The sequence below is a fragment of the Cedecea sp. genome (assembly GCF_036500665.1).
Classification (GTDB): domain Bacteria; phylum Pseudomonadota; class Gammaproteobacteria; order Enterobacterales; family Enterobacteriaceae; genus Cedecea.
In genome coordinates, this window is the sequence record NZ_DASYBS010000165.1 from 23,693 (window position 1) to 36,038 (window position 12,346).

Below are 12,346 nucleotides of genomic sequence, written 5' to 3' on the forward strand. Positions count from 1 at the left end.
ACCGCCTGCGGTGAGGGTTATCATCAGGAGAGGTTTAGCGTGGCGCGCTTCTTCGCCGACTCCATACCCAGTTCAATCAGTTCCATTACCTGAATCGCCTGGGCTGCCGGTACCGGGTTTTCCCCTTTGCCGGTCAGCGCATTTCGGATCGCCGCATAGTAGGCAGGGTAGTTACCCGGTACGGTCAACACTGTCTGTTCGTCCATGAGCTCCCCCTGGGCCTGCGTCAGCACACCGTCACGCATATCGTAGCCCCAGTCTTCCTGAGGCAGGCGCTCTCCTGCTTTCAGGCGGTCTTCCTGCGGATCCAGACCGTATTTAATATAGCTACCACGCGTTCCGTGAACGATATAGCGTGCGGTTTCCGCCGCCGCCAGCAACGTGCCGTGCAGCACCACACGGCGTTGAGGATAAGCCAGCACCGCGTGGAAATAGTCGGTCGCCTGCGCGCCTGCGCGAAGCTGAGCGAGGTCGACCGTCAGGCTGACCGGCAGACCAAACAGGTTAATGGCCTGGTCAAGCAGATGCGGCCCAAGATCGAACCAGATACCGCTGCCAACGCCCGCCTGCTCACGCCAGCGGTTACGCACCTGCGGGCGGTAACGGTCAAAGTGGGATTCAAAATAAGCCACTTCCCCCAGGCTCCCCTCCGCCAGCAGGTTTTTCACCGTCAAGAAGTCGCTATCCCAGCGGCGGTTGTGGAATACAGAGAGCAGCAGGCCGAGCTTTTTAGCCAGCGCATCCAGCTCGCGCGCCTGCGACAGCGTTACGGTAAAGGGCTTATCGACGACGACATGTTTCCCGGCCTCGAGCGCCGCTTTGGCGAGCGGGAAATGGGTATCATTTGGGGTGGGAACCACAATGAGGTCAATAGTAGGGTCATTAAACAAGCGCTGAGGATCTGACACTACCGTCATCCCCGGCCAGTCAGCGTGCACCTTTTCAGCATCGCTGCTGGATACTGCTGCGAGGAGCATTCCTGGCGTACCGGAAATCAGCGGCGCGTGAAAAGTCTTGCTGGCATAACCGTAACCGATAAGCCCGACGCGGATGGTATCACTCATTTGTCTTCCTCTCTTCAATGGACACCGGCATTTCACCTTATCCCCCGGCGGCCGACAACCGTAAGTTTCTGGATTGTGCACCTACCGGGTATCAGACAGCCATTATTGCTAATTAACCTGACATTTACTGTGACTTTTGTGGAGTGCTATTGGCCCCTTGCCGATGCTAATAAATTAAAAGTAAGGAGATTTTATGTCCCGCGATTCCTGGCCGGTGCAAAGAAAACTCCTAATTATCCCGTAGGTTAATAATAGCGCTAAGCCGGTGCCTGATTTGCGATTATTATCGTTTGCTTCCGTCAGCCGATAATTATTTATTCTTATACCCTATGGAAAATGCCTCCCCCTTAAGTACGCTGGATTACCTGATGAAATTCCGCAAAATCAGTTCTCAGGAAAATCTGGAAAAACTCTTTGATCACCTCAACTACACATTAACGGACAGCCGGGAAATCATTAATATGTACCGGGCAGCTGACCACCGCAGGGCTGAACTGGCCTCCGGCGGGCGCCTTTTCGACCTGGGCTGCGTGCCTAAAACGGTCTGGCGTTACGTTCTGTAGCCACCTGCCGGTAGCATTAGCGGTAAAATCCCTTATAATCCCCCCGCTTTATTCACCATATTGTTAAATCGGGAGGAAACATGACGACGCCCCAACCCCCGCGTATCGCTGGCTGGCTGCTCGCGCCACTGGCCTGGCTACTGATGTCGTTACTCAGCAGCTCCGTGGCACTGTTAAGTTTCCTGATGATGATTCTTTCTCCCGAAGCCCGTCAGGCTCTGGGTAATGCGGACGCCAAAACAACGATGCTGTTTACCCTTTCTGTCTGCAGTGCGCTGGCTATGTGGGGCTACACGCTATGGTTGACCATCGCCTTCTTTAAACGACGCAAGAATGTGGTGCGCCATTATATTTTGTGGCTCTTGCTCACCGTGCTGCTGGCGATTAAATCTTTTGCATTCTCACCGGTGAGTGACAAGGTAGCGGTGCAGCTGCTGCTTCCTTCCCTGCTTGCCGCGGCGTTACTGGTCCCTTACCTGAAGCGTTCTCAACGCGTGAAGCAGACCTTCATTAACCCGTAATAACCCTATAGATAGCCCGTTGTCGCCGCCCGCCGATTAGTCGATAATAGGCGGCTTTTTTTGTTTCAGGTCGAATCATGTCAGATTACTTGCTGCTCTTCGTTGGTACCGTTCTGGTCAATAACTTCGTGTTGGTGAAGTTCCTTGGCCTGTGTCCGTTTATGGGGGTTTCCAAAAAGCTAGAAAGCGCCATCGGCATGGGGCTTGCTACCACCTTCGTGATGACGCTCGCCTCGATTTTTGCCTGGATAATTGACGAACTGATCCTCGTGCCGCTGGACTTGATTTACCTGCGCACGCTGGCCTTTATTCTGGTTATCGCGGTCGTCGTTCAGTTCACCGAGATGGTGGTACGCAAGACCAGCCCGGCGCTTTATCGCCTGCTGGGTATCTTCCTGCCGCTGATTACCACCAACTGCGCCGTGCTCGGCGTGGCGCTGCTGAATATTAACCTCGGCCATAACTTCCTGCAGTCTGCGGTGTATGGCTTTTCCGCCGCGCTGGGCTTCTCGCTGGTGATGGTGCTGTTTGCCGCTATTCGCGAGCGTATGGTCGTGGCCGATATCCCCGCGCCGTTTCGCGGTAACGCTATCGCGCTGGTCACCGCAGGCCTGATGGCCCTCGCTTTTATGGGCTTTAGCGGGCTGGTGAAGTTCTGATGACAACGTTGTGGATGGCAATTATTTCGGTCACGCTGATGGGGCTGCTGTTTGGTCTGATCCTTGGCTATGCCTCGCGCCGCTTCCAGGTTGAAGAAGATCCCATTGTCGATCGCATCGACGAGCTGCTGCCGCAAAGCCAGTGCGGCCAGTGCGGCTATCCTGGCTGCCGCCCTTATGCGGAAGCCGTAGGTAATCAGGGTGCAAAAATCAACCTGTGCGCGCCCGGCGGCGAAGCCGTGATGCTGAAAATTGCCTCTGCCCTGAACGTTGAGCCTCAACCGATTGACGGCGACGCCACCGCCGCAGAGCCGGTGCGAATGCTGGCCGTGATTGACGAAGCGAACTGCATCGGCTGCACAAAATGCATTCAGGCCTGCCCCGTTGACGCCATCGTCGGCGCGACCCGTGCCATGCATACCGTGATTAGCGACCAGTGCACAGGCTGTAACCTTTGTGTCGATCCTTGCCCGACCCGCTGCATCGAACTGATTCCCGTCAGCCCCACGACCGAAAGCTGGAAATGGGATTTGCAGACCATCCCGGTGCGTATGATCCCGGCGGACAATCATGCTTAATATCTTTAATCGCTTTAAAAAAGACAGAATTTGGGACTTTGACGGCGGCATCCATCCTCCCGAGATGAAAACCCAGTCTAACGGTACGCCGCTGCGCCAGGTTCCACTGCCATCCCGGCTGGTTATCCCGCTTAAACAGCACATTGGTGCAGAAGGCGAGCTGTGCGTGAAGCCCGGCGATTATGTGCTGCGCGGCCAGCCGCTGACCCGCGGGCGCGGAAGAATGCTGCCGGTGCATGCTCCGACTTCCGGCACCGTTAAAGAGATAGCCCCCCACTCCACCGCGCACCCTTCCGCCCTTGCGGAACTCAGCGTTGTGCTGGATGCCGACGGCGAAGACCGCTGGATTGAGCGCGACGGCTGGAGTGATTACCGCTGCCAGACCCGCGAAGCGCTTATCGCTCGTATTCACCAGTTCGGCGTGGCCGGGCTGGGCGGCGCAGGCTTCCCTACCGGCAGTAAACTGCAGGGCGGCGGCGACAAAATTGACACGCTCATTATTAACGCCGCAGAGTGCGAGCCGTACATCACCGCCGACGATCGCCTGATGCAGGATTGCGCCGCCCAAATCGTCGAAGGCGTTCGCATCCTGACCCATATTCTTAAGCCGCAGCGCATTCTTATCGGCATCGAGGACAACAAGCCTCAGGCCATCTCAATGATGCGTGCGGTGCTGGCAGACAGCCACGATATGCAGCTGCGGGTGATCCCGACGAAATACCCGTCCGGCGGCGCCAAACAGCTCACGCAAATTCTGACCGGTAAGCAGGTTCCTCACGGTGGCCGCTCGTCCGACATCGGCATATTGATGCAAAACGTCGGCACCGCGTATGCCATCAAGCGCGCGGTAATCGACGGTGAACCGCTGACCGAGCGCGTAGTCACCTTAACCGGCGAATCGATTACCCAGCCGGGAAACGTCTGGGCACGTCTGGGTACGCCGGTCAGCCACCTGCTTAATTTTGCCGGTTTCCGCCCGAGCCAGGAGCAGAAAGTCATTATGGGCGGCCCGCTGATGGGCTTCACCCTGCCGTGGCTGGACGTGCCGGTCGTTAAAATCACCAACTGCCTGCTTGCGCCATCCCCGAGTGAGATGGGCGAGCAGGAAGAAGAGCAAGGCTGCATTCGCTGCAGCGCCTGTGCCGATTCCTGCCCGGCGGACCTGCTGCCGCAGCAGCTTTACTGGTACAGCAAAGGCCAGCAGCACGACAAAGCCGCCGCGCACAACCTGGCTGACTGTATCGAATGCGGGGCCTGCGCTTACGTTTGCCCAAGCAATATTCCTCTGGTGCAGTACTTCCGTCAGGAGAAGGCTGAAATCCGCGAAATTGAGCTGGAAGCTAAGCGTACCATTGAGGCTAAAGCCCGCTTTGAGGCTCGTCAGGAAAGGCTTGAGCGTGAGAAAGCCGCCCGCCTTGAGCGCCACAAAAATGCGGCGGTTCAGCCGACGGCGAAGGACAATAATGCGATTCAGGCCGCGCTTGCCCGCGTGAAGAGCAAAAACGCCCAGGCCTGCGAAGAACCTATCATCGTAAAAGCCGGCAGCGTGCCGGACAACAGTGAAGCGATCGCAGCCCGTGAAGCCCGCAAGGCCGAAGCTCGAGCCCGCCAGGCGGAAAAAGCACAACAGGCAGAATCCGTGGTCAGCACAGAGGTGGATCCGCGTAAAGCGGCCGTTGAAGCGGCTATTGCCCGCGCTAAAGCTCGCAAGGCTGCCCAAAACGCAGAAAGCGCTGAACCTGTAGCAGCAGAGCAGGAAGCTATCGACCCGCGTAAAGCCGCGGTCGAAGCGGCCATTGCCCGTGCTAAAGCTCGTAAAGCAGCGCAGAATGCTGAAAGCGCCGAGCCTGTAGCCGTTGATCCGCGTAAAGCCGCTGTCGAAGCCGCTATCGCTCGCGCTAAAGCTCGTAAAGCAGCGCAAAAGGCAGAAACCGAACAACCGGCACCACAAGAAGAACAAGACCCACGCAAAGCTGCAGTGGCTGCGGCAATTGCCCGCGTTCAGGCACGTAAAGCCGCTCAGATGTCTCCAGAGGAATAAATGGTTTTTAAAATCGCAAGCTCCCCGTTCACCCATAACCAGCGCAGCACCGCGCGGATTATGATGCTGGTTTCTCTCGCGGCCCTGCCCGGCATTGCGATGCAGTGGTACTGGTTTGGCTGGGGAACCCTCGCTCAGATTGTGCTGGGGATCGTCAGCGCGATGGCCGCAGAGGCGCTGGTATTACGCCTGCGTAAAAGACCGGTGCAAACCTATCTGGGGGATAACTCTGCGCTGCTGACCGGCCTGTTGCTCGGCATCAGTATTCCTCCGCTCGCGCCGTGGTGGATGGTGGTACTCGGTATGGTGTTTGCGATAATCATTGCCAAACAACTCTACGGCGGCCTCGGCAACAATCCGTTTAACCCGGCAATGATTGGTTATGTAGTCCTGCTTATTGCTTTCCCGGTACAGATGACATCCTGGCTTCCGCCGCAGTCCATCGCCGCCACCGTGCCTGGTTTTGTAGACAGCCTGCAGATAATTTTCCACGGCGCAACCACCGCGGGCAGCACTATGGATACGCTACGCATGGGCGTAGACGGCATCAGCCAGGCGACGCCGCTGGATACCTTTAAAACCGGTTTGCATGCGGGCCACTCCGCTGAGCAGTTGCTGAATGCGCCCATATTTGGCGGCGTTCTGGCCGGTCTTGGCTGGCAGTGGGTTAACCTGGCTTATCTGGCGGGCGGCCTGTTCCTTCTCTGGCGTGGCACCATCCGCTGGCATATTCCGGCAGGTTTCCTGGCCGCTCTGGTGATATGTTCAACGCTCGGCTGGATTATCTCCCCGGAAAAATGCGTATCTCCGCTGGTGCACCTGTTCTCTGGCGCGACTATGCTGGGCGCATTCTTTATCCTGACCGACCCGGTGACCGCATCGACAACAAACCGTGGCCGCCTGATTTTCGGTGCACTGGTTGGCCTGCTGGTTTGGCTGATTCGCACCTACGGTGGTTACCCTGACGGCGTAGCTTTTGCCGTACTGCTGGGCAATATTACCGTACCGCTGATCGATTACTACACACGCCCTCGCGCGTACGGCCATCGCTAAGGAGACGCTATGTTTAAAACAATGCAAAAGCATGGCATCGCCCTGGCGCTGTTTGCCGCCCTGTTTACCGGACTTACGGCACTGGTCAACGAACTCACCAAACCCACCATCGCGCAGCAGTCTGCGCTGCAGCAAAAGATGTTGTTCGATCAGGTGATTTCAGATGACGTTTACGATAACCGCATTCAGGACAGCTGCCTGCTGGTAAAGGACTCCCCTCTCGGCAAGGGCACACGGCACATCTACGTGGCGCGCAAAGGCGATAAGCCGGTTGCCGTGGTCATGGAAGCTACCGCGCCGGACGGCTATTCTGGTGCTATACAAATTCTGGTTGCCGCTGATTTTAACGGCACCATACTCGGCACACGCGTCACCGAGCACCATGAAACGCCGGGCCTTGGCGACAAGATTGAACTGCGTCTGAGCGACTGGATAACGCATTTTGCTAACAAGCGCATTCAGGGCAGCAATGACACGAGCTGGGCGGTGCAAAAAGACGGCGGCCAGTTTACTCAGTTTACCGGGGCAACCATCACCCCCCGCGCGGTAGTCAACGCCGTTAAGCGTGCAGGCCTGTTCGCAGAGACCCTGCCTGCACAGCTCAACGAACTGCCTGCCTGTGGAGATCAACAATGAGCGAAACAAAACGCGTTCTGATAAACGGGCTGTGGAAGAACAACTCAGCCCTGGTTCAGCTACTGGGTCTTTGCCCGCTGCTGGCGGTGACATCAACCGCAACCAACGCCCTGGGGCTTGGGCTTGCCACAACGCTGGTGCTGACGCTAACCAACGGCACAATCTCTGCCCTGCGTCGCTGGGTGCCCGCTGAGATTCGTATCCCGGTTTACGTCCTGATCATCGCCTCGGTGGTGAGCATCGTGCAGATGCTGATCAACGCCTACGCCTTTGGGCTCTATCAGTCGTTAGGCATCTTTATTCCGCTTATCGTAACCAACTGCATTGTTGTGGGCAGAGCCGAGGCTTACGCTGCCAAAGCCAGCGTGCCTTATGCCGCGCTGGATGGTTTTGCTACCGGTCTGGGCGCCACCAGCGCGATGTTTGTTTTAGGTTCAATACGTGAAATTATCGGCAATGGAACGCTGTTTGACGGCGCTGATGGCCTGCTTGGCAACTGGGCAAAAGTACTGCGCATTGAGGTATTCCATACCGACACGCCTTTCCTGCTCGCTATGCTGCCTCCAGGCGCCTTTATTGGCCTTGGTATGCTGTTGGCGATAAAATACCTCATCGACGAAAAAATGAAGGCACGCCGCGCCCGCGAAAGCGCAGCCGTGGAAGGGAATGCAGAGAAGGCTTCATGAATAACAGTAAGCGCGTTGAGATCCTTACCCGCCTGAGGGACAACAACCCTCATCCTACGACAGAACTCAACTTCAGCAGCCCCTTTGAGCTGCTGATTGCCGTCCTGCTGTCCGCCCAGGCAACCGACGTCAGCGTCAATAAAGCGACGGCAAAGCTTTACCCTGTCGCTAATACGCCGGCCGCTATGCTGGCACTTGGCGTGGACGGCGTGAAGGAGTACATCAAAACCATCGGCTTGTTTAACAGCAAGGCTGAAAACGTGATTAAAACTTGCCGCATGCTGCTGGAGCTGCACGGCGGCGAAGTGCCGGAAGACAGAGCGGCGCTGGAAGCCCTCCCCGGCGTGGGCCGTAAAACCGCCAACGTCGTGCTGAATACTGCGTTTGGTTGGCCGACCATAGCCGTTGACACCCATATCTTCCGCGTGTGTAACCGCACTCAGTTTGCCGCAGGCAAAAACGTAGAACAGGTAGAGGAAAAGCTGCTTAAAGTCGTGCCTGCAGAATTTAAGGTCGACTGCCACCACTGGCTGATCCTTCACGGCCGCTATACCTGCATTGCGCGTAAACCGCGCTGCGGCTCGTGTATTATCGAAGATCTTTGCGAATTCAAAGAGAAGGTTGACGTCTGACACTGGCGCTCGCATCATCGGCGAGCGTTTTTATTCTCTACCCTGCCTAAAAAAATCCTTCGCGGTGTTCATTTATTCCACTTAAATCCGCAGCTACTTTTATATTGTTCGACCTTTAACCGGTTAACCAGGTTAATCGTTTTTTTGCGATAAGAAATTTCTATAAATTTGTGATCTATATCACTTTGATAACTTGAGGTTGCAAAAAGGTAATAAAAACACAGCTAACGCCTTGCTATCGTTAGCGATAATGGATCCAGGGCAATACAATAGGCCATATATATTGAATACACTAGTTGTTAACACTGCATGAAACCCTTAAAAGCAGAATATACAACCAAAACATTAAAAAAACGCTTCGAAAAAAGACAAAAAATCGTTAATGAAAAAATTAGTAAAATTTAACGCTGAATAACAATTCACCTGATGGCGTATTATCTCGCCATGGATATATGTAACAGAGTATTACAAACCTCTTGCCTGCAACCCCGGGATAGTGAACATTACCTCCCGTTTTTCCTTCCTTATAACAAGAAAAATGCTTACCGACGCGGTAAGGCATGAGAAAACCCCTGATTAAAGCGGGATGTAAAAAAAGAGGTATATGTGTCGACTGCAAACAAAGAACCAGCAGAAAACGTTAGTCTTAACGCTTTCAAGCAACCTAAATCGTTCTACCTGATTTTCTCTATCGAACTCTGGGAGCGTTTTGGCTATTACGGCCTGCAAGGCATCATGGCCGTTTATTTGGTCAAAATGCTGGGCATGTCCGAAGCGGACTCTATTACGCTGTTCTCCTCCTTTAGCGCCCTGGTGTATGGCCTGGTTGCGATTGGCGGTTGGCTGGGCGATAAAGTGCTCGGTACAAAACGCGTTATCATGCTCGGTACTATTGTACTGGCTATTGGTTACGCCCTTGTTGCCTACTCAGGCCACGACGTGAGCGTGGTTTACATCGGTATGGCAACCATCGCGGTAGGTAACGGTCTGTTTAAGGCTAACCCTTCCTCGCTGCTCTCTACCTGCTATGAGAAAGACGACCCGCGTCTGGACGGTGCATTCACCATGTACTACATGTCCATCAACATCGGCTCTTTCTTCTCTATGCTTGCTACTCCATGGCTTGCTGCGCAGTACGGCTGGAGCACCGCGTTCTCCCTGAGCTTCGTCGGTATGCTGATTACCCTGGTGAACTTCATCTTCTGCAAGAAGTGGGTGAAAAACTACGGGTCCAAACCTGACTTCGCGCCGGTACACTTCGGCAAGCTGATGGCGACCATCGCAGGCGTCGTGGTGCTGATTGCCGTTGCCACCTGGCTGCTGCACAACCAGGGCATTGCTCGCGCCGTACTGGGCGTTGTGGCTCTGGGTATTATCTTTATCTTCGCTAAAGAAGCCTTTGCGATGAAAGGCGCCGCTCGCCGTAAGATGATCGTGGCTTTCATCCTGATGGTTGAAGCTATCGTCTTCTTTGTGCTGTACAGCCAGATGCCGACGTCCCTGAACTTCTTCGCGATTCGTAACGTGGGCCATGAGATCCTGGGCATCACTTTCGAAGCCGAGCAGTTCCAGGCGCTGAACCCATTCTGGATCATGATTGGTAGCCCAATTCTGGCCGCTATCTACAACAAAATGGGCGACCGTCTGCCAATGCCGCACAAGTTTGCTATCGGCATGGTGCTGTGCTCCTTCGCTTTCCTTGTCCTGCCGATCGGCACGAAGTTTGCCAATGAAGCGGGTATCGTTTCCGTGAACTGGCTGATCCTGAGCTACGCGCTGCAGAGTATCGGTGAACTGATGATTTCTGGCCTGGGCCTCGCTATGGTGGCACAGCTGGTTCCACAGCGTCTGATGGGCTTCATCATGGGGAGCTGGTTCCTGACGACCGCAGGTGCTGCAATCATCGCCGGTAAAGTCGCTGGTCTGATGGCGGTACCGGAAAACGTCACCGACCCACTGCAGTCGCTGGAAGTTTACGGCCGTGTGTTCATGCAGATCGGTATCGTGACGGGTGTGATTGCCGTGCTGATGCTGCTGACGGCGCCTAAGTTGAACCGCATGACGCTGAGCGAAGACAAAGCAGAAAAGGTTAACGAAACCGCTACGGCGTAACTTTCCCTGGAAAAATGATGATTTAGCCGTCGGCCTCACAGCCGACGGCTTTTTTTTTCACTGAGACCGCACTACCATAAGTTATCTTAGCGCCCTAAAGGAGTTAGTCATGAAACTGTATTTCAAGCCCGGTGCCTGTTCCCTCTCCCCTCACATCATCCTGCGTGAGTCAGGCCTGGACTTCTCGCTGGTTAAGGTTGACCTGGCGACCAAACGTACCGAAAACGGTGACGATTTCCTCGCCATCAACCCGAAGGGTCAGGTGCCTGCGCTGGTGCTGGATGACGGCTCTCTGCTAACCGAAGGTGTCGCCATCGTGCAATACCTGGCCGATAAAGTGCCGGACCGCCAGCTGCTGGCACCGGCGGGCAGCATGACCCGCTACCATACCCTGGAATGGTTGAACTATGTGGCAACCGAGCTGCATAAAGGTTTCTCTCCGCTGTTCAACCCGGCTACGCCAGAAGAATTCAAGGCCGTAGTCCGCAAACAGATGGAGAAGAAATTCCAGTACGTGAACGAAGCGCTGAAGGACAAACAGTGGCTGATGGGCTCGCGCTTCACGGTGGTAGATGCCTATCTGTTTACCGTCCTGCGCTGGGCGTACGGCCTGAAGCTGGATCTGGCTGGCCTGACGAATATCGAAGCGTATGTTGAACGTATGAAGGGGCGCCCGGCAGTTTCTGCGGCACTGACCGCCGAAGGGATTTAAGCCATCCCTTAAAAGCAAAACGCCCTCAAACGAGGGCGTCAAATTGATGACAAACAGCCGAAAAACGTGGTTTTCGACTGTTTGGGGCAAACCAGAAAACATCATTCATTGCTTTTATTCGACCGAATTCAGCAGTCTCACGCCCTCAAACGAGGGCGTTTTTATTTCAGAGCTTTACCGCGGTGAAGTAATGCTCAGGTTTGGCAATGCCGTCCTGAGCGGCAACGAGCTGTAGCTCGTATTCTTCCATGCGTTTTGTCACAACCATGATGTCGTATACCGCCGCCGTGACGTGCTCCAGCGCTTCACGCAGCGTCGCGCCCTGCAGCAGTTTCACCAGCAGCAGGCCGCTGGTCACATCGCCGACGCCAACCGGCTGACGTTCGCGGAAGTCCACCAGCGGGCGATGGATGTGCCACGCCTCTTCAGCCGTCACCAGCAGCATTTCAAAACGATCCTGCTGATAGCCCGCCCGGGCCAGGTGTTTCACCAGCACGATTTCTGGCCCCTGGGCGATAAGCTCGCGGGCCGTCTCTACGGCCTCGGCCACGTTGTTCACGCTGTGGCCACTCAGAATTTCCAGCTCAATCAGGTTCGGCGCGATGATATCGCTTGCTGGCATGGCGTAGCGCGTATGGTATTCCGCCACGCCAGGCGCCACGATGCAGCCTTTTTCCGGATGGCCCATCACCGGGTCACAGAAATATTTGGCGTTCGGGTTAGCTGCCTTCACCTGACGCACGATAGAGAGAATATGTTCGCCCTGCTCCGCCGAGCCCAGATAACCGCTCAGCACCGCGTCACAACGCTGCAGCTGCCCTATATCCGCAATCCCCTGCACAATCTCGCTCAGGTGGCTGGCGGGCATTACGCTGCCGGTCCATTTCCCGTACTGAGTGTGGTTAGAGAACTGCACCGTGTTCAGCGGCCAGACGTTAGCGCCCAGACGGCGCATCGGGAATTCGGCGGCGCTGTTGCCGGCATGACCAAATACCACATGGGACTGGATAGCAAGAATGTTTTTCATTTTTCTACTCGGGTATCGCCAGGTGTTGTGCTTGCTAAAAAAAAGCACGGCGTAAGCCGTGC

Annotated in this window: 13 protein-coding genes; 11 read left to right on the top strand and 2 right to left on the bottom strand. The window is 55.4% G+C overall.

What is annotated here, in order from left to right; translation table 11 throughout:
* Window positions 1-23: 23 nt before the first annotated feature.
* Window positions 24-1,064, bottom strand: a complete 1,041-nt coding sequence (locus VGM55_RS25710; protein WP_331637145.1) for an oxidoreductase — start codon at window positions 1,062-1,064, stop codon at window positions 24-26.
* Between the two features lie 329 nt (window positions 1,065-1,393).
* On the opposite strand from VGM55_RS25710, the gene ydgT reads away from it, so the two are divergent.
* The 11 genes from ydgT (at window position 1,394) to gstA (ending at window position 11,257) form a co-directional block, all read left to right on the top strand.
* On the top strand, window positions 1,394-1,627 hold the full coding sequence (gene ydgT, locus VGM55_RS25715; protein ID WP_154186037.1) for a transcription modulator YdgT: 234 nt from the start codon (window positions 1,394-1,396) through the stop codon (window positions 1,625-1,627).
* 80 nt (window positions 1,628-1,707) lie between these two features.
* On the top strand, window positions 1,708-2,148 hold the full coding sequence (locus tag VGM55_RS25720; protein ID WP_154186039.1) for a DUF2569 family protein: 441 nt from the start codon (window positions 1,708-1,710) through the stop codon (window positions 2,146-2,148).
* Between the two features lie 77 nt (window positions 2,149-2,225).
* Entirely contained in the window at window positions 2,226-2,807 is a 582-nt protein-coding gene (rsxA, locus tag VGM55_RS25725; protein WP_008456422.1) for an electron transport complex subunit RsxA, read from the top strand.
* Window positions 2,807-3,385 (top strand): electron transport complex subunit RsxB, encoded by a 579-nt coding sequence (gene rsxB / locus VGM55_RS25730; RefSeq protein ID WP_154186041.1) that lies wholly within the window; start codon window positions 2,807-2,809, stop codon window positions 3,383-3,385. The genes rsxA and rsxB overlap by 1 nt, the downstream gene beginning before the upstream one ends.
* A complete protein-coding gene (gene rsxC / locus VGM55_RS25735; protein ID WP_331637146.1) occupies window positions 3,378-5,426 on the top strand; it encodes an electron transport complex subunit RsxC in 2,049 nt (682 codons plus the stop codon). Before rsxB ends, rsxC begins: the two co-directional genes overlap by 8 nt.
* Window positions 5,427-6,479, top strand: a complete 1,053-nt coding sequence (gene rsxD, locus VGM55_RS25740; protein ID WP_154186045.1) for an electron transport complex subunit RsxD — start codon at window positions 5,427-5,429, stop codon at window positions 6,477-6,479.
* A 9-nt stretch (window positions 6,480-6,488) separates the two neighbouring features.
* Window positions 6,489-7,115: an electron transport complex subunit RsxG gene (gene rsxG / locus VGM55_RS25745; RefSeq protein WP_154186047.1), complete on the top strand. Its 627-nt coding sequence runs from the start codon at window positions 6,489-6,491 to the stop codon at window positions 7,113-7,115.
* Window positions 7,112-7,801 carry an electron transport complex subunit E gene (locus VGM55_RS25750; protein WP_154186049.1) on the top strand — a complete coding sequence of 230 codons (690 nt, stop codon included), beginning with the start codon at window positions 7,112-7,114 and terminating at the stop codon, window positions 7,799-7,801. Before rsxG ends, VGM55_RS25750 begins: the two co-directional genes overlap by 4 nt.
* Complete coding sequence (gene nth / locus VGM55_RS25755) at window positions 7,798-8,433, top strand: endonuclease III (protein WP_038473152.1); 636 nt, start codon at window positions 7,798-7,800, stop codon at window positions 8,431-8,433. Before VGM55_RS25750 ends, nth begins: the two co-directional genes overlap by 4 nt.
* A 606-nt stretch (window positions 8,434-9,039) precedes the next feature.
* On the top strand, window positions 9,040-10,545 hold the full coding sequence (gene dtpA / locus VGM55_RS25760) for a dipeptide/tripeptide permease DtpA (protein ID WP_331637147.1): 1,506 nt from the start codon (window positions 9,040-9,042) through the stop codon (window positions 10,543-10,545).
* 109 nt (window positions 10,546-10,654) lie between these two features.
* A complete protein-coding gene (gene gstA / locus VGM55_RS25765) occupies window positions 10,655-11,257 on the top strand; it encodes a glutathione transferase GstA (RefSeq protein WP_154186053.1) in 603 nt (200 codons plus the stop codon).
* Window positions 11,258-11,423: 166 nt separating this feature from the next.
* Here the strand turns inward: gstA and pdxY are convergent, their stop codons facing one another.
* Window positions 11,424-12,284: a pyridoxal kinase PdxY gene (gene pdxY, locus VGM55_RS25770; protein WP_331637148.1), complete on the bottom strand. Its 861-nt coding sequence runs from the start codon at window positions 12,282-12,284 to the stop codon at window positions 11,424-11,426.
* Between the last annotated feature and the right edge of the window lie 62 nt (window positions 12,285-12,346).

Coding starts and splice junctions, on each gene's coding strand:
- VGM55_RS25710 (WP_331637145.1), bottom strand. CDS start 1,064: ATGAGTGATACCATCCGCGTCGGGCTTATCGGTTACGGTTATGCCAGC.
- ydgT (WP_154186037.1), top strand. CDS start 1,394: ATGGAAAATGCCTCCCCCTTAAGTACGCTGGATTACCTGATGAAATTC.
- VGM55_RS25720 (WP_154186039.1), top strand. CDS start 1,708: ATGACGACGCCCCAACCCCCGCGTATCGCTGGCTGGCTGCTCGCGCCA.
- rsxA (WP_008456422.1), top strand. CDS start 2,226: ATGTCAGATTACTTGCTGCTCTTCGTTGGTACCGTTCTGGTCAATAAC.
- rsxB (WP_154186041.1), top strand. CDS start 2,807: ATGACAACGTTGTGGATGGCAATTATTTCGGTCACGCTGATGGGGCTG.
- rsxC (WP_331637146.1), top strand. CDS start 3,378: ATGCTTAATATCTTTAATCGCTTTAAAAAAGACAGAATTTGGGACTTT.
- rsxD (WP_154186045.1), top strand. CDS start 5,427: ATGGTTTTTAAAATCGCAAGCTCCCCGTTCACCCATAACCAGCGCAGC.
- rsxG (WP_154186047.1), top strand. CDS start 6,489: ATGTTTAAAACAATGCAAAAGCATGGCATCGCCCTGGCGCTGTTTGCC.
- VGM55_RS25750 (WP_154186049.1), top strand. CDS start 7,112: ATGAGCGAAACAAAACGCGTTCTGATAAACGGGCTGTGGAAGAACAAC.
- nth (WP_038473152.1), top strand. CDS start 7,798: ATGAATAACAGTAAGCGCGTTGAGATCCTTACCCGCCTGAGGGACAAC.
- gstA (WP_154186053.1), top strand. CDS start 10,655: ATGAAACTGTATTTCAAGCCCGGTGCCTGTTCCCTCTCCCCTCACATC.
- pdxY (WP_331637148.1), bottom strand. CDS start 12,284: ATGAAAAACATTCTTGCTATCCAGTCCCATGTGGTATTTGGTCATGCC.